22 protein-coding genes are annotated in these 22,029 nt (G+C 72.6%); 16 read left to right on the forward strand and 6 right to left on the reverse strand.

Going from position 1 to position 22,029, the window contains the following annotated elements:
• Positions 1-13: 13 nt before the first annotated feature.
• Complete coding sequence (gene purD, locus MVA48_RS17845) at positions 14-1,705, forward strand: phosphoribosylamine--glycine ligase (protein ID WP_246982164.1); 1,692 nt, start codon at positions 14-16, stop codon at positions 1,703-1,705.
• Here the strand turns inward: purD and MVA48_RS17850 are convergent.
• On the reverse strand, positions 1,692-2,570 hold the full coding sequence (locus MVA48_RS17850; protein ID WP_246982165.1) for an AI-2E family transporter: 879 nt from the start codon (positions 2,568-2,570) through the stop codon (positions 1,692-1,694). The genes purD and MVA48_RS17850 overlap by 14 nt on opposite strands.
• Positions 2,571-3,173: 603 nt before the next feature.
• Here MVA48_RS17850 and purB point away from each other — a divergent pair.
• The 8 genes from purB to MVA48_RS17890 all read left to right on the forward strand — a co-directional run bounded on the left by purB (position 3,174) and on the right by MVA48_RS17890 (position 10,817).
• Complete coding sequence (gene purB, locus MVA48_RS17855; protein WP_246982166.1) at positions 3,174-4,499, forward strand: adenylosuccinate lyase; 1,326 nt, start codon at positions 3,174-3,176, stop codon at positions 4,497-4,499.
• Positions 4,496-5,365 (forward strand): phosphoribosylaminoimidazolesuccinocarboxamide synthase, encoded by an 870-nt coding sequence (locus tag MVA48_RS17860; RefSeq protein WP_246982167.1) that lies wholly within the window; start codon positions 4,496-4,498, stop codon positions 5,363-5,365. The genes purB and MVA48_RS17860 overlap by 4 nt, the downstream gene beginning before the upstream one ends.
• 1 nt (position 5,366) lies before the next feature.
• Positions 5,367-6,125, forward strand: coding sequence for an alpha/beta fold hydrolase (locus MVA48_RS17865; protein ID WP_246982168.1), 759 nt, complete (start codon positions 5,367-5,369; stop codon positions 6,123-6,125).
• A gap of 351 nt (positions 6,126-6,476) precedes the next feature.
• Positions 6,477-7,115 (forward strand): endonuclease domain-containing protein, encoded by a 639-nt coding sequence (locus MVA48_RS17870; protein WP_246982169.1) that lies wholly within the window; start codon positions 6,477-6,479, stop codon positions 7,113-7,115.
• A gap of 89 nt (positions 7,116-7,204) precedes the next feature.
• On the forward strand, positions 7,205-7,444 hold the full coding sequence (gene purS, locus MVA48_RS17875; RefSeq protein ID WP_246982170.1) for a phosphoribosylformylglycinamidine synthase subunit PurS: 240 nt from the start codon (positions 7,205-7,207) through the stop codon (positions 7,442-7,444).
• Between the two features lie 21 nt (positions 7,445-7,465).
• Positions 7,466-8,137, forward strand: coding sequence for a phosphoribosylformylglycinamidine synthase subunit PurQ (gene purQ, locus MVA48_RS17880; RefSeq protein WP_246982171.1), 672 nt, complete (start codon positions 7,466-7,468; stop codon positions 8,135-8,137).
• Positions 8,134-10,422 carry a phosphoribosylformylglycinamidine synthase subunit PurL gene (gene purL, locus MVA48_RS17885; protein WP_246982173.1) on the forward strand — a complete coding sequence of 763 codons (2,289 nt, stop codon included), beginning with the start codon at positions 8,134-8,136 and terminating at the stop codon, positions 10,420-10,422. The genes purQ and purL overlap by 4 nt, the downstream gene beginning before the upstream one ends.
• The gene (locus MVA48_RS17890; RefSeq protein WP_246982175.1) at positions 10,422-10,817 is read left to right on the forward strand and encodes a sterol carrier family protein; all 396 of its coding nucleotides are present in this window, start codon (positions 10,422-10,424) and stop codon (positions 10,815-10,817) included. Before purL ends, MVA48_RS17890 begins: the two co-directional genes overlap by 1 nt.
• A gap of 37 nt (positions 10,818-10,854) precedes the next feature.
• On the opposite strand, the gene MVA48_RS17895 is transcribed toward MVA48_RS17890, so the two are convergent.
• Complete coding sequence (locus MVA48_RS17895; protein ID WP_246982177.1) at positions 10,855-11,004, reverse strand: MFS transporter small subunit; 150 nt, start codon at positions 11,002-11,004, stop codon at positions 10,855-10,857.
• Positions 11,001-12,425: an OFA family MFS transporter gene (locus tag MVA48_RS17900; protein ID WP_246982180.1), complete on the reverse strand. Its 1,425-nt coding sequence runs from the start codon at positions 12,423-12,425 to the stop codon at positions 11,001-11,003. The genes MVA48_RS17895 and MVA48_RS17900 overlap by 4 nt, the downstream gene beginning before the upstream one ends.
• 160 nt (positions 12,426-12,585) lie before the next feature.
• Between MVA48_RS17900 and MVA48_RS17905 the strand changes: the two genes are divergently transcribed.
• Positions 12,586-13,674, forward strand: a complete 1,089-nt coding sequence (locus MVA48_RS17905; protein WP_246982182.1) for an S-(hydroxymethyl)mycothiol dehydrogenase — start codon at positions 12,586-12,588, stop codon at positions 13,672-13,674.
• Positions 13,671-14,279: an MBL fold metallo-hydrolase gene (locus tag MVA48_RS17910; protein ID WP_246982184.1), complete on the forward strand. Its 609-nt coding sequence runs from the start codon at positions 13,671-13,673 to the stop codon at positions 14,277-14,279. Before MVA48_RS17905 ends, MVA48_RS17910 begins: the two co-directional genes overlap by 4 nt.
• Here the strand turns inward: MVA48_RS17910 and MVA48_RS17915 are convergent, their stop codons facing one another.
• The gene (locus MVA48_RS17915; RefSeq protein ID WP_246982186.1) at positions 14,280-14,579 is read right to left on the reverse strand and encodes a hypothetical protein; all 300 of its coding nucleotides are present in this window, start codon (positions 14,577-14,579) and stop codon (positions 14,280-14,282) included.
• 135 nt (positions 14,580-14,714) lie between these two features.
• Between MVA48_RS17915 and purF the strand changes: the two genes are divergently transcribed.
• Both purF and purM read left to right on the forward strand, forming a co-directional pair.
• The gene (gene purF / locus MVA48_RS17920; RefSeq protein WP_246982188.1) at positions 14,715-16,280 is read left to right on the forward strand and encodes an amidophosphoribosyltransferase; all 1,566 of its coding nucleotides are present in this window, start codon (positions 14,715-14,717) and stop codon (positions 16,278-16,280) included.
• Positions 16,277-17,335 carry a phosphoribosylformylglycinamidine cyclo-ligase gene (purM, locus tag MVA48_RS17925; RefSeq protein WP_246982190.1) on the forward strand — a complete coding sequence of 353 codons (1,059 nt, stop codon included), beginning with the start codon at positions 16,277-16,279 and terminating at the stop codon, positions 17,333-17,335. Before purF ends, purM begins: the two co-directional genes overlap by 4 nt.
• 121 nt (positions 17,336-17,456) lie before the next feature.
• On the opposite strand, the gene MVA48_RS17930 is transcribed toward purM, so the two are convergent.
• Both MVA48_RS17930 and MVA48_RS17935 read right to left on the reverse strand, forming a co-directional pair.
• Entirely contained in the window at positions 17,457-17,684 is a 228-nt protein-coding gene (locus MVA48_RS17930) for a DUF3073 domain-containing protein (protein WP_256461090.1), read from the reverse strand.
• 149 nt (positions 17,685-17,833) lie between these two features.
• Entirely contained in the window at positions 17,834-18,889 is a 1,056-nt protein-coding gene (locus tag MVA48_RS17935; protein ID WP_246989288.1) for a Glu/Leu/Phe/Val family dehydrogenase, read from the reverse strand.
• A 157-nt stretch (positions 18,890-19,046) separates the two neighbouring features.
• Between MVA48_RS17935 and MVA48_RS17940 the strand changes: the two genes are divergently transcribed.
• From MVA48_RS17940 to MVA48_RS17950, 3 genes are read left to right on the forward strand one after another with little or no spacing between them, the layout of a single operon-like run.
• Entirely contained in the window at positions 19,047-20,024 is a 978-nt protein-coding gene (locus MVA48_RS17940) for a sugar ABC transporter substrate-binding protein (RefSeq protein WP_246982194.1), read from the forward strand.
• 14 nt (positions 20,025-20,038) lie between these two features.
• Positions 20,039-21,103, forward strand: coding sequence for an ABC transporter permease (locus MVA48_RS17945; RefSeq protein ID WP_246982196.1), 1,065 nt, complete (start codon positions 20,039-20,041; stop codon positions 21,101-21,103).
• Positions 21,100-21,885, forward strand: a complete 786-nt coding sequence (locus tag MVA48_RS17950; RefSeq protein ID WP_246982198.1) for an ATP-binding cassette domain-containing protein — start codon at positions 21,100-21,102, stop codon at positions 21,883-21,885. The genes MVA48_RS17945 and MVA48_RS17950 overlap by 4 nt, the downstream gene beginning before the upstream one ends.
• The last annotated feature ends 144 nt before the right edge of the window (positions 21,886-22,029 follow it).

Raw genomic sequence — 22,029 nt, forward strand, 5'->3', positions numbered from 1 at the left:
GTAGCTTCGCCCCGTGCGCGTGCTCGTGATCGGCTCCGGTGCCCGGGAGCACGCCCTGTGCGTGGCTCTGTCCTCCGACGCCGGGGTGTCCGCCCTGGCCTGCGCCCCGGGCAACGCCGGCACCCGTGCACTGGCCGAACCCTTCGCCCTCGACGTCGCCGATCCGGTCGCCGTCTCGGCGCTCGCCGCCGACTGGCGGGCCGACCTGGTGGTCATCGGGCCCGAGGTGCCGCTGGTCGCCGGGGCCGTCGATGCCGTGCGCGATGCGGGCATCGCCTGCTTCGGCCCGTCGCGGCAGGCGGCGCAGCTCGAGGGCAGCAAGTCCTTCGCCAAGCACGTCATGGCCGCCGCGGGCGTCCCGACCGCCCGGTCGTGGCCGGTCGGCGGGCCCGCCGAGCTGGAGACCGCACTCGATGAAGTGACCGCGGTGGCCTCGGGAGCGCCCTACGTCGTCAAGGACGACGGGCTGGCCGCGGGCAAGGGCGTGCTGGTGACCCCCGACCGGGACGCCGCCGCGGCCCACGGCCGGGCGGTGCTCGACGCCGGGCACTCGGTGCTGGTCGAGGAGTACCTGGACGGCCCGGAGGTGTCGCTGTTCGCGGTCACCGACGGGACGACGGTCGTCCCGCTCGTGCCCGCACAGGACTTCAAGCGCAGGGACGACGGGGACCGCGGACCGAACACCGGCGGCATGGGCGCCTACGCGCCGCTGCCGTGGGCGCCACCGGGGCTGGTCGACGAGGTCCTCGCCACGGTGCTGCAGCCGACCGTCGACGAGATGGCCCGCCGCGGCGAGACGTTCAGCGGGCTGCTCTACGCGGGCCTGGCGCTCACCTCCCGGGGCGTCCGGGTGGTGGAGTTCAACGCCCGCTTCGGCGATCCGGAGACCCAGGTCGTGCTGCCGCTGCTGGAGACGCCGCTGGCCGGCCTGCTGCACGCGGCCGCCACCGGCACGCTGGCCCAGCACCCCCCACTGCGCTGGCGGCCGGGCTCCGCGGTGACCGTCGTCGTCGCCGCGCCGGGCTACCCGCAGGCACCCCGCACCGGCAGCCCGATCACCGGGGCCGAGGGCGAGGGCGTGCTGCACGCGGGCACGGCGGTCGCTGCGGACGGCTCGGTGGTCTCCGCCGGCGGGCGCGTGCTGTCGGTCGTGGGGCTGGGCCCCGATCTCGCGGCGGCCCGCCAGGCCGCCTACGAGCGCGTGGCGGCGTGCGGCTGGCCGATGCGCACTGGCGCACCGACATCGCGCTGGCCGCCGTCGAGGGGCGGATCGCCCTGCCGTGAGCGACACCGGTGCACGCGACGCCGACGCGATCTGGAACCGCGCCTGCGATCCCTTCCTGCCCTTCGACCACCCGGGGGACGCCGCGCTCGCCGCCGTCCTGCTGTGTCACGGGATGGCCATGAACGGCGGTCTGCTCTTCGCCGTGGAGGGCCTCGAGCCCGACCAGCGGGCACGGGCGGAGGCCGGCTTCCGCCTGCTCGGCCTGGACGCCGCAGCGGAGGCCGTCGCGGTGATCGGCCGCCGGGCGGCGGAGCTGCCGGCGGACGACCTGGCCGCGGCCGAGGCCCTGGAGGAGGAGGCGAACCGGCGCTACGACGAGGCGCTGCCCGAGTGGGACGAGACGATCGACCGGGCGTTCCGGGCCCACCTCGCCCGCCATCCGGAGGCCTACGCGCCCGCGTGAGGCTCAGCCCGCGCTGACCGCCGGCCGAGCCCGCTCGGGGCGTGGTTCGGGCGGGCGCGGGCCTTCGTGCCGGCGGCTCAGATAGGTGCCGGCGACGTTGGCGCAGGCCACCACGGGCACGGCGATCAGGGCGCCGAAGATGCCGGCGACCAGCAGCCCGGCGGCGATCGCGAGCACGACGGCCAGCGGGTGGACGTGCACGGCCCGGCCGAGCAGCAGGGGCTGGAGGACGTGCCCCTCGAGCTGCATGACCGCGATGACGATGCCGAGGGCGATCAGCGCCTTGATCGGCCCGACCGAGACCAGGGCGACCAGCACGGCGACCGAGCCGGCGAGGAACGACCCGATGATCGGGATGAACGCGCCCAGGAACACCAGGGCGGCCAGCGGGATCACCAGCGGCACGCCCAGGACCGCCAGGCCGATGCCGATGCCGACCGCGTCGACGAGCGCCACCGCGACCGTGGCCCGCACGTAGGAGATCAGCGTCCGCCAGGACCGGCGGGCCGCCTCGTCGAGGTAGGCGCGGGCGTCGCGCGGGAACAGGCCGACCAGCCAGAGCCAGATCGACCGGCCGTCCTTGAGGAAGAAGAACAGCGTGAACAACGCGAGGACGATGCCGGTGAAGACGTGGCCCACCGTCGTCGCAGTGCTGATCGCGCCGGTGGCCAGCTGCTCCTGGCTGCCGACCAGGAAGTCCTGCGCCTGCGTGACCGCGTCCTCCAGCTGGCCCTGCGTGATGGGGAAGGTCCGGACGACGAAGGACTCGACCTGGTCCAGCCCCTCGCTGACCTGCTCGGCGAGGTCGCTGAAGCCGGCGGTGAACCGCTCGACGACCAGCGTGATGATCCCGGCGACGACCGCGAGGCCGACGAGGAGCATGGTCGTGGCAGCGAGCCCCCGGGCCAGCCGCGACGTCGGAGGGCGGCGGCCCCCGGCTGCAGCAGGGCGGCCAGCAGCAGCGCGACGATGACCGGCACGACGACCACCGCGACGTGCGAGGCGGCGTACAGCAGCACGTAGAAGCCGGCGATCACCACGATCAGCCGCCAGGACCACGCCGCCGCCGTCCGCAGGCCGAACGGGACGTCGTCCTCCGCGTGACTGCGTCGAGGCGTGGGCCGGGGCGGACGCCGGACCCGGCCGCCCTCCGGGGTGCTGCGGGGCGGCGGGCCGCTGGCGCCCTCGGTGTCCAGGTCCGGTGCACCCTCCACCGGGCTGCCGAGGGGTGGTTCCTGGGCGTCCGCCGCGTCGGTCTCGTCGTCGTCGTACGGGGACTGCACGAAGTCGATCGGCGGCGGATCCCCGTGGTCGCCGTGCCAACCGTGGGGGTCGTGCTCGCGGGCGGCCCGGATGCGGGCACGCGCCCGAGAGCCGAGGTCACGTGCGCGTCGGAGCACTGCGCACCTCCCGCCGCCTGTAGGGGCCGTCCATGATCACGTTAGCCCTGCGGGAGGATGTCCTCGTGGTGCGACGAGCTGAGCTGTGGCGGGCGGTACCCCGATGATCGAGCGCTACACGCTCCCCGAGATGGGCCGGGTCTGGAGCGACCAGCACAAGTACGAGCTCTGGTGCAGGGTCGAGACCCTGGTCCTCGAGGCGCACGCGGCCGCCGGGCGGGTCCCGGCCGACGTGGTGGAGCCGGTGCGCAACGCCCCGCCGCCGACGCCGGAGCGGGTCGCCGAGATCGAGGAGACGACGCAGCACGACGTCATCGCCTTCCTCACCGCATGGGCGGACAACACGTCGCCGCGGTCGGCCGCCGCGTTCGTGCACCACGGCATGACGTCGTCCGACCTGCTGGACACCGCCCTCGCCGTCCAGCTCACCGACGCCACCGACGTCCTGCTGGCCAAGGCCGACCGGCTGGTCGCCGCGCTGCGCGACCACGGCCTGGCACACCGGGACACCATCAAGGTGGGCCGCACGCACGGTGTGCACGCCGAGCCGGACGTGTGGGGGCACCGCGTGGCCGACCTGGCCTTCGCCGCCGCACGCTCCCGGGACCGGCTGCGCGAGGCGCGGGCCCGCGTCGGCGTCGTCGCGATCTCCGGCGCGGTCGGCACCTACTCGCTCATCGACCCGTCGGTCGAGGCGCACGTGGCCGACGCGCTCGGACTGCGGCCCGCCGACGCCTCGACGCAGGTGGTGCTGCGCGACTCGATCAGCGAGTGGGTGTCGGCGCTGGCGATCATCGCGACCGTGTGCGAGGCGATCGCGCTGGAGGTGCGGCACGGCCAGCGCACCGAGGTGCGCGAGCTGTCCGAGGCGTTCGGGTCGGGCCAGAAGGGCTCGAGCGCGATGCCGCACAAGAAGAACCCCATCCGCTCCGAGCGGATCGCCGGGCTGGCGCGGGTCGTCCGGGCGGCGATCGTGCCGGTGATGGAGGGCATCCCGCTCTGGCACGAGCGCGACATCTCGCACTCGTCGACCGAGCGGGTCTTCCTGCCCGACGCGGCGATCACCACCGACTACCTGCTGGACCTGACCGCCGGCCTGGTCGAGAACCTGGTCGTCGACGTGGACCGGATGCGAGCGAACCTGGAGTCCACGGGCGGGCTGATCTACACCTCGTCGGTGCTGCTGGAGCTGGTCGAGGGCGGGCTGTCCCGCGAGGACGCCTACTCGCTGGTGCAGTCGGCGGCGATGGAGACGTGGAACTCGGGTGTGCCCTTCCGCGAGACACTGCGAGCCCGGGCAGCCTCCTCGGACGTGCAGCTGGACGAGGCGCGGCTGGACGAGATCTGCCGGCCGGAGCAGTACGTGGCCAACCTGGGTCCGCTGTTCGACCGGCTGGCCAAGCTGTCGTGATCGACCTGCCGCTCGTCGCCCGGGGCAAGGTGCGGGAGATCTACGACGCCTCCTCCCCGGCCGCTCCCGACCGGCTGCTCCTGGTCGCCTCGGACCGGATCTCGGCCTACGACCACGTCCTGCCCACCCCGATCCCGGACAAGGGCAGGGTGCTCACCCAGCTGTCGGTCTGGTGGTTCGGCCAGCTCGCACCGGTGCTCGACTCGTTCGGGGCGTCGCACCACCTGGTCAGCGCGGACGACGTGCCGGAGGAGGTGGCCGGCCGCGGCATGCTCGTGCGCCGGCTGGAGATGCTGCCCGTCGAGTGCGTGGCGCGCGGCTACCTGTCCGGGTCGGGGACGGTCGAGTACTCGAGGACCGGCTCCATCCGGGACGTCGCCCTGCCCGCCGGCCTGGTCGAGGGCTCGCGGCTGCCGGCGCCGGTGTTCACGCCGTCGACCAAGGCCGCGGTGGGGGAGCACGACGAGGCGATCGACTTCTCCGCCGTCGTGGCGGCCGTCGGCGCCCGGCGGGCCGAACAGCTGCGCGAGCTGACCCTGGCCCTGTACTCGCGGGCGGCCGAGATCGCACTGGGCGCCGGCATCATCCTGGCCGACACGAAGTTCGAGTTCGGCCTGGCGGGGGACTCGCTGGTCCTCGGCGACGAGGTGCTCACGCCCGACTCGTCGCGCTTCTGGCCGGCCGCCACCTGGTCGCCCGGCGCGGTGCAGCCGTCGTACGACAAGCAGTTCGTCCGCGACTGGCTGACGTCGTCCGGGTGGGACCGCGTCTCGCCGCCGCCGGAGCTGCCGGACGACGTGGTCGCGGCCACCCGCGAGCGCTACGTCACCGCGTTCGAGCAGCTGACCGGGCAGACGTTCGCCTGACATGAGGCGGACCCGCGGCGGCATCGCCTACTTCACCGGCGGCGAGGGCGACTCGCTGCTCCTGGTTCTGCACGGCCTGGGCGCGACCGCGGCCGTGTGGCGGCGGCTGCTGCCGCTGGCGGACCAGTCGTGGCCCGGACGGTGGGCCGCACCTGATCTGCGCGGACACGGCCTCTCGGTGGCCGAAGCGCCGTACGGCTACGGCACGCACGCCGGCGACATGGCCGCGCTGGTGACCGAGCTGGGTGCCTCGCGGGTGACCGTGCTCGGGCACTCCTTCGGGGGCGTCGTCGGGGCCGTGCTCGGCAGCGGCCTGTTCGGCGTCCAGGTCGAGCGGGTGGTGGCACTGGGCGTCAAGATCGACTGGACGGTCGACGAGGTGGCCCGGACCCAGGCGATGTCGGTCCGTCCCGCCCAGGTCTTCGCGACTCCGGCGGAGGCCGCCGACCGGCACCTGAAGCTGGCCGGACTCGGCGGGTTGGTGGACCCGTCGGATCCGGTGGCGCGGGCCGGTGTCCGGCGGGCGGACCGGGGCTGGATGGCCGCCTTCGACCCGCGGGCCTTCGGCGCCGTCGGCCCGTCGGTGGAGACGATCCTGTCCCGCAGCGCGGCGCCGCTCCGGCTCGCCGCCGGCAGCGGTGACGCGATGGTGGGCATCGACGCCATGCGCCGCGTCGACCCTGGCGCGGTCGTCGTCGACGGCGCCGGCCACAACGCCCACTGGGAGGCCCCCGAGCAGGTCCTGCGGCTGCTCCACTAGCGCGCCAGATCTGCACACCGGCGGCCATCAGGCCCGGATGGTCACCACTTCGCACAACTCGTGCGAGGCTGTGGACGACGTCGGCGAGCGACGTGCCGGCGCCTGCAAGCTGCGTCGGTGCCGCCTCGCCCCGTTCGCTCCCGGCTGACCGGCCCGGCTACTCGCTCCGCTGCCGCCGCCGCAGGGATCTCCGCCTCGCAGCTCCGACATCCTGACGTCGTCCGGCTCTCCCGGGACACCTACCTACCTCGGTCGCTCCTCCACGATCTGCCCACGCGTATCTCTGCGGTACTGCTCACGGCGCCGGGGGAGGCCGTCATCAGCCACGTCACCGCGGCGGCGGTGTGGGGCTTGGCGATCCCGCTGCAGAAGGAGGACATCCGTGTCCATCTCACGGTCGCGACCGGGTCAGCACTGCGCAGCCGCGCCGACCGGAGCATCCACCGGAGCCCACTGGCCGCGTCGGAGGTCGTCGAACGGTCGGGGTTCCGGCTGACGACGCCGCAACGGACGTGGCGGGACCTCGCCGCCACGCTCGTCCCGGCGGCCCTCCTCGCCGTGACCGATCAGCTCCTCGCCCGCTGGTGCTCCGCCTCCGACGTGCGGGCGCAACTCGACCTGCGACCGTCCGGGCGTGGTTCGGCGCGTGCACGCGAGGTCCTGCCCATCGCCGACCCGCGGGCCGAATCGCCGATGGAGTCCGTGCTCCGCTGGCTCCTGCACGAAGCCGGTGTACCTGCACCCGAGCTGCAGTACGTGATCAGGACAGCGGAGGGAACGTTCCGCGCGGATCTCGCATGGCCCCGAGCCAAGCTGCTCGTCGAGTTCGACGGGGCGATCCACCGTGATGGGGACGTGTTCGTGCGCGACCTCCGCAGGCAGAACGCGCTCGTGGCGGCCGGCTGGACTGTCCTGAGGTTCAGCGGTGCGGATGTGCTGGGACGACCGCTCGATGTCGTCGCCGCGATTCTCCGGGCTCTTGGTGGATGAGTTCTGCGAAGTGGCGGCCATCAACCGCTGGTGACCGCCAGTGTGCAGATCTCGCGGGGGGCGGATCCGGCCCAGGTACCCTCGCTGCTGTGGCACGGGTGGTCGTCGACGTCGTCCTCAAGCCGGAGATCTCCGACCCTCAGGGTCAGGCGGTGCTCGGCGCGCTCGGCCGGCTCGGCCACGACAGCGTGACCAGCGTGCGCCAGGGCAAGCACTTCGTCCTCGACGTCGAGGGCACGCCCGACGAGGCCGAGCTGAAGCAGATCGCCGAGACCCTGCTCGCCAATCCCGTCATCGAGGACGTGGAACTCCACCTCCCCGCCGACTGAGATCCCCGGAGAAGAGTCATAGTGCGCATCGGTGTCATCACCTTCCCGGGCTCCCTGGACGACGTCGACGCCGCCCGCGCGGTGCGCCTCGCCGGGGGCGAGCCGGTCAGCCTCTGGCACGCCGACCACGACCTCAGGGACGTCGACGCGATCGTCCTGCCGGGTGGCTTCTCGTACGGCGACTACCTGCGGGCCGGGGCCATCGCGGCCCGGTCGCCGCTGATGCAGGACGTGGTCGGCGCGGCGAAGACCGGCCTCCCTGTCCTCGGCATCTGCAACGGCTTCCAGGTGCTCTGCGAGGCAGGCCTCCTGCCGGGCGCCCTGACCCGCAACAGCCACCTGCACTTCCGCAACCGCGACCAGGTGCTGGTCGTCGAGCGGGCCGACACCGCCTGGACCAGCGACTACGCCGAGGGCCAGCGGATCGTCATCCCCGTCAAGAACGGCGAGGGCCGCTACGTCGGGTCCGACGCCGACCTCGACCGGCTCGAGGGCGAGGGGCGGGTGGTCTTCCGCTACGCCGACGGCAACCCCAACGGGAGCTCCCGCGACATCGCCGGAGTGACCAGTGAGAACGGCCGGGTGGTCGGTCTCATGCCGCACCCCGAGCACGCGGTCGAGGACCTCACCGGCCCTAGCACCGACGGCCTCGGCTTCTTCACCAGCGTCCTGAAGGCGGTCGTGAACGCATGAGTCTCGACACCGTCGAGCTGGCCGCGACGTCCCCGGACGACGCGCAGCCCTACGCGGAGCTGGGCCTGAAGTCCGACGAGTACTTCCGGATCAAGGACATCCTCGGCCGCCGCCCCACCACGGCGGAGCTCGCGATGTACAGCGTCATGTGGAGCGAGCACTGCTCCTACAAGAGCTCGAAGGTGCACCTGCGCCAGTTCGCTGACCTGCCCCGGAGCGAGGCCCTGCTCGTCGGCATCGGCGAGAACGCCGGCGTCGTCGACGTGGGCGAGGGCTACGCGGTCACCTTCAAGGTCGAGAGCCACAACCACCCGAGCTACGTCGAGCCCTACCAGGGCGCGGCCACCGGTGTCGGCGGCATCGTCCGCGACATCCTGACCATGGGTGCGCGCCCGATCGCGGTGATGGACTCGCTCCGCTTCGGTCGCGCCGACGCCCCCGACACCGCCCGCGTCCTTCCCGGCGTGGTCGCCGGCGTCGGCGGCTACGGCAACTGCCTGGGCCTGCCCAACATCGGCGGCGAGCTGCTGTTCGACGACTGCTACGCGGGCAACCCGCTGGTCAACGCACTGTGCGTCGGCGTCATGAGGCACGAGGACGTGCGCCTGGCCAAGGCGGAGGGCGTCGGCAACAAGGTGATCCTCTTCGGCGCCCGCACCGGCGGCGACGGCATCGGCGGCGTCTCTGTGCTGGCGTCGGAGACCTTCGACGCCGAGGGACCGGCCAAGCGGCCCGCCGTGCAGGTCGGTGACCCGTTCACCGAGAAGCTGCTCATCGAGGCGTGCCTCGAGATCTTCGCCCAGGACCTCGTCACCGGCATCCAGGACCTCGGCGGCGCCGGGCTGTCCTGCGCCACGTCGGAGCTGGCCAGCGCCGGCACCGGCGGCATGCACGTCGACCTCGACGCCGTCCCGCTGCGCGACAGCACCCTGACGCCCGCCGAGATCCTGATGAGCGAGTCGCAGGAGCGCATGTGCGCGATCGTCGAGCCGGACAAGGTGGAGAAGTTCCTCGCCGTCTGCCGCAGGTGGGACGTGCTGGCCACCGTCATCGGTGAGGTCACCGACGGCGACCGGCTGACCGTCGACTGGCACGGCCAGCGGATCGTCGACGTCCCGCCGCGGACCGTCGCCCACGAGGGGCCGGTCTACGAGCGGCCGATGCGCCGCCCCGCCGACCTCGACGACCTGCAGGCCGACGACGCCGCACGCCTGCCCCGGCCGCAGAACGGCGCCGAGCTCCAGGCGCACTGGCTCGCGGTCGTCGCCAGCCCGGACGGCGCGGACAAGACCTGGGTCACCGAGCAGTACGACCGCTACGTCCGCGGCAACACCGTGCTGGCCCAGCCCGAGGACGCCGGCGTCGTCCGCATCGACGAGGACAGCCACCGCGGCATCGCGCTGTCCCTCGACGGCAACGCGCGCTTCGCCCGCCTCGACCCCTACACCGGCGCCAAGCTGAACCTCGCCGAGGCGTACCGCAACGTCGCGGTGTCCGGCGCCAAGCCGCTCGCCGTCACCAACTGCCTCAACTTCGGCTCGCCGGAGGAGCCCGAGGTCATGTGGCAGTTCGCGCAGGCCGTCCGCGGCCTCGCCGACGGCTGCCGTGAGCTCGGCCTGCCGGTCACCGGTGGCAACGTCAGCCTCTACAACCAGACCGGCGACGTCGCGATCAACCCGACGCCGGTCATCGGCGTGCTCGGTGTGCACGACGACGTCCGCACGCGGGTGACCTCCGGCTGGCGCGAGGACGGCGAGACCGTGCTGCTGCTCGGTGACACGGAGCCCGAGTTCGGCGGTTCCGCCTGGGCGAGCGTCGTGCACGGCCATCTCGGCGGTCGCCCTCCGGCGGTCGACCTGGAAGCCGAGAAGGCGCTGGCCGAGCTGCTCGGTGCGCTCAGCCGCGAGGGGCTCGTCTCCACCGCGCACGACGTCGCCGACGGCGGCCTGGCGCAGACCCTCGCCGAGTCGGCGCTGCGTCACGGCACCGGTGCGCGGCTGCAGCTCGGGAACGATCCCTTCACCGCGCTGTTCAGCGAGTCGGCCGGCCGCGCGGTCGTCACCACCACCGACCCGGGTGCGGTCAAGGCGACGGCCCAGTGGGCCGGCGTCTCCGTCACCGAGCTGGGGACGACGGGTGGCGACTCCCTCACCGTGGACGGCCTCCTCGAGCTACCGCTCGCCGAGCTGCGGGCCGCGTGGACCGCCACCCTGCCGGCGCTGTTCGGCGGGCCGGAGCACAGCACGCCGCTGACCGTCCCGGCGGGCACCGTCCCGACGTCCTGATGCCTCCGCCGATCCCCGCGGACGAGCTCCGGGCGGCCGTCGACCCGGTGCGCCCGTGGCTCGCGGGGGAGGAGGAGCAGCCGGACCGGCGGACGGTCGGCGCGGCGGTGAAGACCAGCACGCGGTGGCTGGCCCAGCAGGTGCCGGGCCGGTCGGTCGAGCTGCGGGTGCCGCCGCACGTCGCCGTCCAGTGCGTCGAGGGCCCGCGGCACACCCGGGGCACGCCGCCGAACGTGGTCGAGACCGACGCGGCGACCTGGCTGCGGCTGGCCACCGGTCAGCTGAGCTGGGCGCAGGCGGTGGCCGACGGGAAGGTCAGCGCCAGCGGCAACCGCGCCGACCTCGGTGCCTACCTTCCCCTGCGCCCCCTCCGAGCTTTCGGTACCGAAAGCTGAGCCCGCCGACGGAGCTTTCTGTACCGAAAGCTCGGAGTCAGCCGGTGAACAGCTTGAGAGCCGTCCTGACGGTCTGGAAGAGGCCGTAGGCCAGCGGCACGCCCACCAGCGTCCAGGCGAAGCCGATGAGCGCCGCCGGGGTGTGGGTGCTCCGTTGCTGGTCGTTCGTCGACAGGGCCGAGCTCATCGGGCGGCACTCCGTTCCGGGGTGTGGTGCTCGTGGGTGAAGTCCTCGACGGCCTTCTTCGGTTCGTGCCACTTGTCCGCCACCGGCTTCACCAGCAGGTTCGCGACGAAGCCGACGGCGAGCAGGCCGACCATGATGAACAGGGCGGGCCGGTAGTCACCGGCCACGAGCTGACCGGGCGTCCCCCGCGCATCCAGCACGCCGTTGATGATCAGGGGGCCGGCCACGCCCGCCGCGGCCCAGGCCGTCAGCAGCCGGCCGTGGATGGCGCCGACCTGGTAGGTGCCGAACAGGTCGCGCAGGTACGCCGGGATCGTCGCGAACCCGCCGCCGTAGAAGCTGATGATGACGGCCGCGGTGAGCACGAAGATCCAGGTGGCGGTGCTCCCCAGGATGGCCAGGACGAGGTACAGGACGATGCCGACGCCGAGGTAGACCATGTAGATCGGCTTGCGGCCGAGGTAGTCCGACGTCGAGGACCAGACGAACCGCCCGGCCATGTTGAACAGCGACAGCACGCCGACGAAGCCCGCCGCCGCCGAGGCCGCGACCAGGGACCCGTCCCCGGTTCGGAAGAAGTCCTGGATCATCGGGGCGGCCTGCTCGAGGATGCCGATCCCGGCCGTGACGTTGCAGAAGAGAACCGTCCACAGCAGCCAGAACTGCGGCGTCCGGATCGCGTTGTTCGCCGACACGTTCTCCGTGGTCACGAGCGCCTTCTTCTTCACCGACGCCGGGTCGAAACCCTCCGGCTTCCAGTCCGCCGCGGGCACCCGCACCAGGAAGGCGCCGAACATCATGAACAGCAGGTAGACCAGGCCCAGGGTCAGGAACAGCTTCGCGACGGCGTCACCGCTGGCCACCGACGCCGTGTCGGTGGGCACGTAGGACGGGTCGTAGAAGCTCATCAGCTGACGGGACAGCGGCGAGGCGATCAGCGCGCCGCCACCGAAGCCCATGATCGCCATGCCCGTCGCCAGACCCGGGCGGTCGGGGAACCACTTGATCAGCGTGGAGACCGGCGAGATGTAGCCGATGCCGAGGCCGATGCCGCCCAGGACCCCGTAGCCGAAGTACAGGAGCCACAGCTGCTCGGTGGCGATGCCGAGCGAGCCGATGAGGAAGCCCGAGACCCAGAAGACGGCGGAGGTGAACATCGCCGCGCGAGGACCGTTGCGGTCCACCCACGTGCCGAACAGGGCCGCCGACAGGCCGAGCATCACGATGGCGATCGAGAAGATGATCCCGATCGCGGTGAGGCTGGTGTCGAAGTGCTCGACCAGCGCCACCTTGTAGACGCTCGTGGCGTAGGCCTGACCGATGCACAGGTGGACGGCGAGGGCGGCCGGCGGGATCAGCCAGCGGTTGAACCCAGGCCGGGCGACGATGCGCTCACGGGCCAGGAAGCTCGGTACTGCCACGAGGACGACCTCCGGTGGGGGGTTCGGACGACCGGTCGGACACAACTCGGTCGCGCCCCGACGTGCAACGGCGACCGGACGGGACGCTACGACCCCGTGCCGGGATCCGCCTGGCGAAGCCCGGATCGAGACGCGGGCGTGACCGCCCTAGGCTCGTTGCATGGTCTACGAGGTGAGGGGCGTCGTCGCCCGCGGCAAGGGCGCTCCGGTCAGCATCGAGACGATCGTCGTACCGGACCCCGGACCGGGTGAGGCGGTCGTCGACGTCCAGGCGTGCGGGGTGTGCCACACCGACCTCCACTACCGGGAGGGCGGCATCAACGACGACTTCCCCTTCCTCCTCGGGCACGAGGCGGCCGGCGTCGTCTCCGCCGTCGGCGCGGGCGTGACCAACGTGGCGGTGGGCGACTACGTCGTCCTCAACTGGCGCGCGGTGTGCGGCCAGTGCCGGGCCTGCCTCAAGGGGGAGCTGCAGTACTGCTTCGCCACCCACAACGCGGCGCAGAAGATGACGCTGACCGACGGCACCGAGCTGTCCCCGGCACTGGGCATCGGGGCGTTCGTGGAGAAGACGCTGGTCCACTCCGGCCAGTGCACGAAGGTCGACCCCAAGGCGCCTCCGACGGCGGCCGGACTGCTCGGCTGCGGCGTGATGGCCGGCGTCGGCGCAGCCATCAACACCGGCGGGGTGCGGCGGGGCGAGAGCGTCGCCGTCTTCGGCTGCGGCGGTGTCGGTGACGCCGCGATCGCCGGCGCGAAGCTGGCCGGCGCGACCACGATCATCGCCGTCGACATCTCGGACAGGAAGCTCGAGTGGGCGACGGGCATGGGCGCCACCCACACGGTGAACTCGCGCGGGACCGACCCGGTCGAGGCGATCAAGGGCCTGACCGGTGGTTTCGGCGTCGACGTCGCGATCGACGCCGTCGGGCACCCGAAGGTCTTCGAGCAGGCGTTCTACGCCCGCGACCTCGCCGGCCGCGTCGTGATGGTCGGCGTCCCCACCCCCGGCATGGACATCACCCTGCCCGCCATCGAGATCTTCGGCCGCGGCGGCGCGATCAAGTCCTCCTGGTACGGCGACTGCCTGCCCAGCCGCGACTTCCCGATGCTGATCGACCTGTACCTGCAGGGCCGCTTCGACCTCGACGCGTTCGTGAGCGAGACCATCGGGCTGGAGGACGTCGAGCAGGCCTTCGACAAGATGCACGCCGGTGACGTCCTGCGGTCCGTGGTGGTCCTGAAGTGACCGCCCGCATCGAGCGGGTCGTCGTCCCCGGGGTGTTCAGCCTCGACGGTCAGGACTTCGACGTCGAGAACAACGTCTGGCTGGTGGGGGACGACGACGAGGTGCTCGTCATCGACGCGCCGCACGACGCCGCCCCGATCGTGGAGGCCGTCGGCGGCCGGGACGTGACCGCGATCGTGCTCACCCACGGGCACAACGACCACATCACCGCGGCCGTCGACCTCCGAGCCGCGGTCGGGGCGCCGATCTGGTTCCACCCGATGGACCGGATGCTGTGGGACGTCGTCCACCCGGAGGCGGAGCCGGACCGCGAGCTGACGTCGGCCGCCCGGTTCCGCGTCGCCGGCGTCGAGCTGGTCACCCTGCACACGCCGGGCCATTCACCGGGCAGCGTCTGCCTGCACGCGCCCGACCTGGCCACCGTCTTCACCGGTGACACGCTGTTCAATGGCGGCCCGGGCGCCACCGGCCGCTCGTTCAGCGACCGCCCGACGATCGAGCACTCGATCCGGTCGGAGCTGTTCACGCTGCACGGCGACACGGTGGTGAAGACCGGGCACGGCGACGACACGACCATCGGCGCCGAGCTGGGCAACGTCGGCTGATCAGTCCGTCGCGTCGTCCTCGGCCGGACGGCGCTTCTCGGCGTCGGTGCGCTCGAGGCGCTGGCGGATCGCCGCCACGTTCAGCGCCAGGTCCTCGAGTGCCTCGACCGCGCGCGTGGCCAGGGCGAACGTGAGGTTCTCCCGCCGCTCCTCGGGGCTGGGCTCCCGGTGCCGCTCCCGTGCCCGCCGTGTCGCCTCCGCCCAGGGCTCCTCATCGCCGCGTTGATCGCCCAGCAGCTCCCGCAGCATGCGCTGGGCCATCACGAGGAAGTCGTTCGGTTCGGGCCGGTCGCTCGCCATGCGCGCTCCTCCAGTGGCCAGGACGTGCCCAGGTGGAACGAGCCGGACGGCGGCCCGGTTCCCCGGGTGCCGGACGTGCGCGGCGGGTGATGCGTCCCACCCCGGGGTCGCCGCCCGGGCCGGTACGCTCGACGGGTGCCTCGCGGTGATGGACGGCTGACGCACGACCTCGACCCCCAAGCTCCCGGCCCGCAGGACGCCTGTGGCGTCTTCGGTGTCTGGGCGCCGGGCGAAGAGGTCGCCAAGCTGACCTATTTCGGTCTGTACGCCCTCCAGCACCGGGGTCAGGAAGCGGCCGGCATCGCCGTGTCCGACGGCTCCTCGGTCGTCGTCTACAAGGATCTCGGGCTGGTCAGCCAGGTCTTCGACGAGGCCACCCTCGGCAGCCTGCGCGGTCACCTCGCCGTGGGCCACACCCGGTACTCCACGACCGGCGCCTCGACCTGGGAGAACGCCCAGCCCACGTTCCGGACCACCGACGCCGGCACCGGCCTGGCGCTCTGCCACAACGGCAACCTGGTCAACACCGCCGACCTCGCCGTGATGGCAGCCGACGCCGGCGTGGACGGCGTGTTCACCGCCACCACCGACTCCGACTTGGTCACCTCGCTGATCGCGGCGCGCTCCGACATGTCCGTGGAGGCCGCCTCGATGGAGGTGCTGCCGCAGCTGCGCGGCGCGTTCAGCTTCACGTTCATGGACGAGAACACGCTCTACGCCGCGCGTGACCCCCAGGGTGTCCGCCCGCTGGTGCTCGGCCGGCTGGAGCGCGGATGGGTGGTCGCCAGCGAGACGGCGGCCCTGGACATCGTGGGCGCCTCCGTCGTCCGCGAGGTCGAGCCGGGCGAGCTGATCGCCATCGACGAGAACGGGCTGCGCAGCCAGCACTTCGCTGCTGCCGAGCCCAAGGGCTGCGTCTTCGAGTACGTCTACCTGGCCCGCCCGGACACCACGATCGGCGGCCGCGGCGTGCACGCCGCCCGCGTCGAGATCGGCCGCCGGCTGGCGAAGGAGCACCCCGTCGAGGCCGACCTGGTCATCCCGGTGCCCGAGTCCGGCACGCCGGCCGCCGTCGGCTACGCGGAGGCCTCCGGAATCCCGTACGGCCTCGGTCTGGTCAAGAACTCCTACGTCGGCCGCACGTTCATCCAGCCGAGCCAGACCATCCGGCAGCTGGGCATCCGGCTGAAGCTGAACCCGCTGCGCGACGTCATCCGCGGCAAGCGGCTGGTCGTCGTCGACGACTCGATCGTCCGCGGCAACACCCAGCGGGCGCTGATCCGCATGCTGCGCGAGGCCGGAGCCGTCGAGGTGCACGTCCGGATCGCCTCGCCGCCGGTGAAGTGGCCGTGCTTCTACGGCATCGACTTCGCCAGCCGGGCCGAGCTGATCGCCAACGGACTCGAGATCGACGGGGTGCGCGCGTCGATCAACGCCGACTCCCTCGGCTACGTCTCCGAGCAGGGCCTGATCGCGGCGACCGAGCAGCCCGCCAGCCGGCTCTGCACCGCCTGCTTCACCGGCAGGTACCCGATCTCCCTCGGCGAGTCCGAGGTGCTGGGCAAGTACGTCCTCGAGGGCCGCGGCCAGCTGCCGCTCCCGGTGCTCGAGGACCAGCGGGCGGTCAGCGGCTGGACCGGGCGCCAGGCCGGGAGCGCCACGGTGCCCGGCGGTGCCGAGGACGCGCTGTCCCGACCGTGAGCTCGCAGGAGTTCACCTACGCGGCCTCCGGCGTCGACATCGACGCGGGAGAGCGCGCGGTCACGCTGATGAAGGCCGCGGTCGAGCGGACCAACCGGCCCGAGGTGGTCGGCGGGCTCGGCGGGTTCGCCGGACTGTTCGCCCTCGACGTGCAGAAGTACCGCCGGCCCCTGCTGGCCTCCTCCACGGACGGCGTCGGCACCAAGATCGCGCTGGCCCGGCAACTGGACCGGCACGACACCGTCGGCATCGACCTGGTCGCCATGGTCGTCGACGACCTGGTCGCCTGCGGCGCCGAGCCGCTGTTCCTCCAGGACTACGTGGCCTGCGGCAAGGTCGTCCCCGAGCGGATCGCCGCGATCGTCACCGGCATCGCCGCGGGGTGCACGCTGGCCGGCGCCGCCCTGGTCGGCGGAGAGACCGCCGAGCACGGCGACCTCATGGACGCCGACGAGTACGACCTGGCCGCCACGGCGGTCGGCGTGGTCGAGGCCGATGCGGTCCTGGGGCCGGAGCGGGTGGTCGAGGGCGACGCGGTGATCGCCATGGCGTCGTCGGGCTTCCACTCCAACGGCTACTCGCTCGTGCGCCGCGTGGTCGCGGCCGCGGGGCTGGACTTGCACGGCACGCCGGCCGGCCTGGACCGGACGCTCGGGGAGGAACTGCTCGAGCCCACGCGCATCTACGCCCGCGACTGCCTGGCGCTCGTCGAGGCGCTGGGCGTCGACACCGTGCACGCCTTCGCGCACATCACCGGCGGCGGGCTGGCCGGCAACACGGCCCGCGTCGTCCCCGACGGGCTCGAGGCCGTGCTGGACCGCAGCACCTGGGCCCTGCCCGGGGCCGTGCGGCTGCTCGAGGAGCACGGCGTGCCGCGCGAGGAGTCCGAACGCGCGTTCAACTGCGGCGTCGGGATGGTTGCCGCCGTCGCGCACGACGGCGCGGACGCCGCCGTCGCGCAGCTCACTGCCGCCGGCGTGCCCGCCTGGATCGCGGGCAGCGTCCAGCCGCGAACCGGCGACGCCGCCGCCCGCCTGGTGGGCACCTACCGCTGATCCGCGCTTTCTGTACCGGAAGCGGCCGCCGACGGCTCAGCTTTCGGTACAGAAAGCGGGGTTGGCGGGGACGCGACGACACCGCCACCCCGGAGGGCGGCGGTGTCGGTCGAACCGTTCCTCAGCGAGGGCTGGCGGCCCAGTCGTCGTCCGCGTCGTCGTCCGCCCAGCGGTCGGCGTACTCGTCGTCCTCGTCCTCGTCGTCGTCCGACGGCGCCGGAGGGGCGCTGTAGGACGGCGTGGAACCAGCCAGCTCCCGCTGCAGCGCGGAGAGGTCGGTGTTGGGTGAGCTGTACTTGAGCTCACGGGCCACGCGTGTCTGCTTGGCCTTCGCTCGGCCGCGCCCCATCGGCTCGACCCCCTCGTTACGGAGTGCGGAGGCCCAGCCAGCGGCTGTTGCGGCCCGCGTGGCGACCCCGACTGAGTGACTATGTCTCGGACAACCTTACGACACGGATCGGCGTCGGGCACACGTCCCTCCCTCGCGGGAGGAACGCGTCACCGGGGCAGGCGGATCGTGGCCAGCCGGCCGACCGACCGCATGCGCTCCTCGGCCAGCCGGTCGGCGGCCACCGCGGGGGAGACGCCCTCGTCGTCCGCGGCCCGGAAGACGCGCAGCGCGACGTCGAAGATGCCGCTGGCCTTGGCCTGGGCGCGCGCGAACGAGAATCCGTGTCGCTCGTCCTCGACCTGGATGACGCCACCGGCGTTCACCAGGTAGTCGGGGGCGTAGAGGATCCCGCGGGCCCGCAGCTGCTCGGCGACCTCCGGGGTGGCCAGCTGGTTGTTGGCTCCACCGCAGACGATCCGCGAGGGCAGCGCCGCGACCGTGTCCGGGTCCAGCGCGCCGCCGAGGGCGTTGGGGGAGTAGACGTCGTGCGCCGTCCGGACCAGCGTCGCGGTGTCCTCCACCGCCTCGACCTGCGGATACCGCGCCCGCAGTCGCTCGACGGCCGCGGGTGCGACGTCGGTGACCAGCACGTGCGCGCCGTCCTCGACCAGGTGGCCGACCAGGTGCGAACCGACCTTGCCGGCCCCGGCCACGGCGACGGTGCGGCCGGCCAGCGACCGCGTGCCCCAGCAGTGCTGGGCGGCGGCCTGCATGCCGAGGAAGACGCCGTAGGCGGTGAGCACCGACGAGTCGCCGCAGCCGCCGTAGGCCTCCGAGCGGCCGTGCGCGTAGCGGGTCTCCCGCCCCACCACGTCGAGGTCGGCGTTGTACGTGCCGACGTCGCACGCGGTGAGGTACCGACCGCCGAGCGACTCCACGAACCGGCCGTAGGCGCGCAGCAGCGCTTCGGTCTTGTCGGTGTCCGGATCGCCGATGATCACGGCCTTGCCGCCGCCCAGGTCGAGCCCGGCGAGGCTGTTCTTGTACGACATGGCCTTGGACAGCCGGAGGGCGTCGGCGACCGCGGCCTCCTCGGTGGCGTAGGGGTAGAACCGCGTGCCACCGAGGCCCGGGCCCAGGGCCGTCGAGTGGATCGCGATGACGGCCCGCAGCCCCGACTCGGGATCGCTGCAGAAGACGACCTGTTCGTGACCCTGGCTCATGATTTCCACGCCCCGAAGCGTAGATCTCCGTCACAGGTGTCCCCCGGACGGCGGGACCGGGGTGGGTCACGACCGCGCCCGGGCCCGCTAACGGGCAGAATCCTGGGGCGACACACGGCGGCGGCGACGGTGCCCCCGCGAGCACAGGAGGACACCCATGCCCGCACCCCGGCGACTGCTCGCGCTCGTCCTAGCCGCGCCGCTGCTCCTGGCGTCCTGCACCACCGACAGCAGCGACGAGAGGGACGCCGGGTCGGACACCGGCGGCGACACCCAGGACCTCAGCTTCGCGGTGATCACCCACGGGTCGGCCGGCGACGCCTTCTGGGACGTCGTCCAGAACGGTGCCGTGGCGGCGGGCGAGGAGCTCGGCATCGAGGTGGACTACCAGAGCGACGGCGACCCGCAGCGCCAGGCGCAGCTCATCGACGCCGCGGTCAACCAGGACGTCGACGGCATCGTCGTCTCCATGGCCAACCCCGACGCGCTGCAGGACTCCATCGAGGCGGCTGTCGAGGCCGGCATCCCGGTCGTGACGATCAACTCCGGCGGCGACCGCTCCGCCGAGTTCGGCGCCATCGGGCACGTCGGCCAGGACGAGACGATCGCCGGTCTGGGGGCCGGGCGGGAGCTGGCCACCGCCGGAGCGGGCAACGTGCTCTGCGTGCTCCACGAGGCGGGCAACATCGGGCTCGAGCAGCGCTGCTCGGGCGCCTCCGAGGGGCTGGGCAGCGACGTCAGGGCCGTGCAGGTCGACATCAACGACCTGCAGGGCGCGCAGTCCACGATCACCTCGCAGCTGCAGAGCGACCCGAGCATCGACGCCGTCCTCACCCTGAACTCCGCCGTGGCCGCCGTCGCGGTGGCGGCGGCCGGTGACGCCGGGTCGGAGGCGCTGGTCGCGACGTTCGACCTGAACTCCGACGTCATCTCCGGCATCCAGGACGGCGACATCGCCTTCGCGGTCGACCAGCAGCAGTACGAACAGGGATACCTGCCGATCGTGATGCTCAAGCTGTACGCGGAGAACCTCAACACCGTCGGCGGTGGCCAGCCGGTCCTGACGGGACCGGGCATCGTCGACGCCGACAACGTCGACGAGATCGCCGACCTGGCCTCGGCCGGCACGCGCTGAGCACCCGCGGGGACGTGCGGGCGGCGCGACCCGGCGCCGGTGACCCGGCGCAGCGCCGGGCCGACGAGCGGCTGGCCGCGACGGGGGTGCTGCGCCGGCTGCTCGTGAAGCCCGAGCTGGGTGCGCTGATCGGCGCCGTCGTCGTCTTCGCGTTCTTCGCCGTCCAGTCCCAGGCCTTCCGGTCGGCTCGGGGCGTCGCGAACTGGATGGACCCGGCCTCGACGCTCGGCATCATGGCGGTCGCCGTCGCGCTGCTGATGATCGGCGGACACTTCGACCTGTCCGCCGGCGTGATGACCGGGACGACCGCGCTCACCGTCGCCGTGGTCGCCGTGGAGTTCCGGCAGAACATCTGGGTCGCGATCGCCGCCGCACTGGTCGTCGCGCTCGTGATCGGCTTCGTCAACGGCTGGCTGGTCACCCGCACCGGGCTGCCCAGCTTCATCATCACGCTGGGCACCTTCCTGATGCTCCAGGGCCTCAACCTCGGCCTCACCAAGCTGTTCACGGGCACGGTGAGCGTCGCCGGCATCGGCCAGGCGCCGGGCTTCGGTGCCGCCGAGTGGGTCTTCGCCTCCAAGGTGAGCATCGCCGGGGCGGAGTTCCGGATCGCCGTGCTGTGGTGGGTGCTGTTCACGGCGCTGGCCACCTGGGTGCTGCTGCGCACCCGCTTCGGCAACTGGATCTTCGCCACCGGCGGCGACGACGTCGCCGCCCGCAACGTCGGCGTCCCGGCCCGGCGGACGACGATCGCGCTGTTCATGACCACGGCGACCGCGGCGTGGTTCGTCGGGACGACGCTGGCCGTGCGGCTGACCTCCGTGCAGGCGAACACCGGCATCGGGCAGGAGCTGATCTACATCGTCGCGGCGGTCATCGGCGGGTGCCTGCTCACCGGTGGCTTCGGCTCGGCGGTCGGCGCCTCGCTGGGCGCGTTGATCTTCGGCATGACGCAGCTCGGCATCCCGTACCTGCGCTGGGAGGCCGACTGGTTCTACTTCTTCCTGGGCGCGATGCTGCTGCTCGCGGTGCTGGCCAACCGGCTGGTCCGCCGCTACGCCGAGGCGGCACGACGATGAGCGCGCCACTCCTCACGCTCGAGGACGTCGGCAAGGACTACGGCCAGGTCATCGCCCTCGACGGCATCACGACCACCGTGCGGGCCGGCGAGGTGACCTGCGTGCTCGGCGACAACGGCGCCGGCAAGTCGACGCTGATCAAGATCCTGGCGGGCGTGCACCGCCCCGACCGCGGGCAGGTGCTGCTCGACGGGCGGCCCGTCGAGTTCGGCGCCCCGCGGGAGGCGCTGGACGCCGGCATCGCGACCGTCTACCAGGACCTCGCGATGATCCCGCTCATGGCGGTCTGGCGGAACTTCTTCCTCGGCGCCGAGCCGACGAAGGGCCGGGGGCCCTTCCGCCGCTTCGACGCGGCGCGGGCGAAGGAGACCACGCGCCGGGAGCTGGCCGCGATGGGCATCGACATCCGCGATCCCGACCAGCCGGTCGGCACCCTCTCCGGCGGCGAGCGGCAGTCGGTCGCCATCGCCCGCGCCGTCCACTTCGGCGCGCGGGTGCTCATCCTCGACGAGCCGACGTCGGCACTCGGCGTCAAGCAGGCGGGGGTCGTGCTGCGCTACGTCGCCCAGGCCCGCGACCGGGGCGTCGGCGTCGTGCTGATCACCCACAACCCGCACCACGCCTATCCGGTGGGGGACCGCTTCCTGCTGCTCAACCGGGGCCGCAGCCTCGGCGACTTCGCGAAGAACGAGGTCGCGCTGGACGAGCTGACCCGCCTGATGGCAGGTGGTGCGGAGCTCGACCAGCTGGCCCACGAACTGCAGCGCCCCGGGGCAGGCTGACTCACCCCTCCGAGGGAGGGCGGCTCAGGGACGTCCACGCCCGTGTCGACATGTCTCTGCGTGAGCGAACGCTGACCTCGCGAATTGATCGAGGCGTGTCGGATGAGCCGCGTGTTGCCTTTGTGACTACTGGTGACGGTGCGA

This window comes from Blastococcus sp. PRF04-17 (genome assembly GCF_023016265.1).
Taxonomy (GTDB): domain Bacteria; phylum Actinomycetota; class Actinomycetes; order Mycobacteriales; family Geodermatophilaceae; genus Blastococcus_B.

Excerpts from the sequence above, each read along its gene's own strand:
- MVA48_RS17850 (WP_246982165.1), bottom strand. The coding sequence starts at position 2,570 with ATGCTCCTCGTCGGCCTCGCGGTCGTCGCCGGGATCATCACGCTGGTC.
- MVA48_RS17865 (WP_246982168.1), top strand. The coding sequence starts at position 5,367 with ATGAGGCGGACCCGCGGCGGCATCGCCTACTTCACCGGCGGCGAGGGC.
- purL (WP_246982173.1), top strand. The coding sequence starts at position 8,134 with ATGAGTCTCGACACCGTCGAGCTGGCCGCGACGTCCCCGGACGACGCG.
- MVA48_RS17890 (WP_246982175.1), top strand. The coding sequence starts at position 10,422 with ATGCCTCCGCCGATCCCCGCGGACGAGCTCCGGGCGGCCGTCGACCCG.
- MVA48_RS17895 (WP_246982177.1), bottom strand. The coding sequence starts at position 11,004 with ATGAGCTCGGCCCTGTCGACGAACGACCAGCAACGGAGCACCCACACC.
- MVA48_RS17905 (WP_246982182.1), top strand. The coding sequence starts at position 12,586 with ATGGTCTACGAGGTGAGGGGCGTCGTCGCCCGCGGCAAGGGCGCTCCG.
- MVA48_RS17915 (WP_246982186.1), bottom strand. The coding sequence starts at position 14,579 with ATGGCGAGCGACCGGCCCGAACCGAACGACTTCCTCGTGATGGCCCAG.
- MVA48_RS17930 (WP_256461090.1), bottom strand. The coding sequence starts at position 17,684 with ATGGGGCGCGGCCGAGCGAAGGCCAAGCAGACACGCGTGGCCCGTGAG.
- MVA48_RS17935 (WP_246989288.1), bottom strand. The coding sequence starts at position 18,889 with ATGAGCCAGGGTCACGAACAGGTCGTCTTCTGCAGCGATCCCGAGTCG.
- MVA48_RS17940 (WP_246982194.1), top strand. The coding sequence starts at position 19,047 with ATGCCCGCACCCCGGCGACTGCTCGCGCTCGTCCTAGCCGCGCCGCTG.
- MVA48_RS17950 (WP_246982198.1), top strand. The coding sequence starts at position 21,100 with ATGAGCGCGCCACTCCTCACGCTCGAGGACGTCGGCAAGGACTACGGC.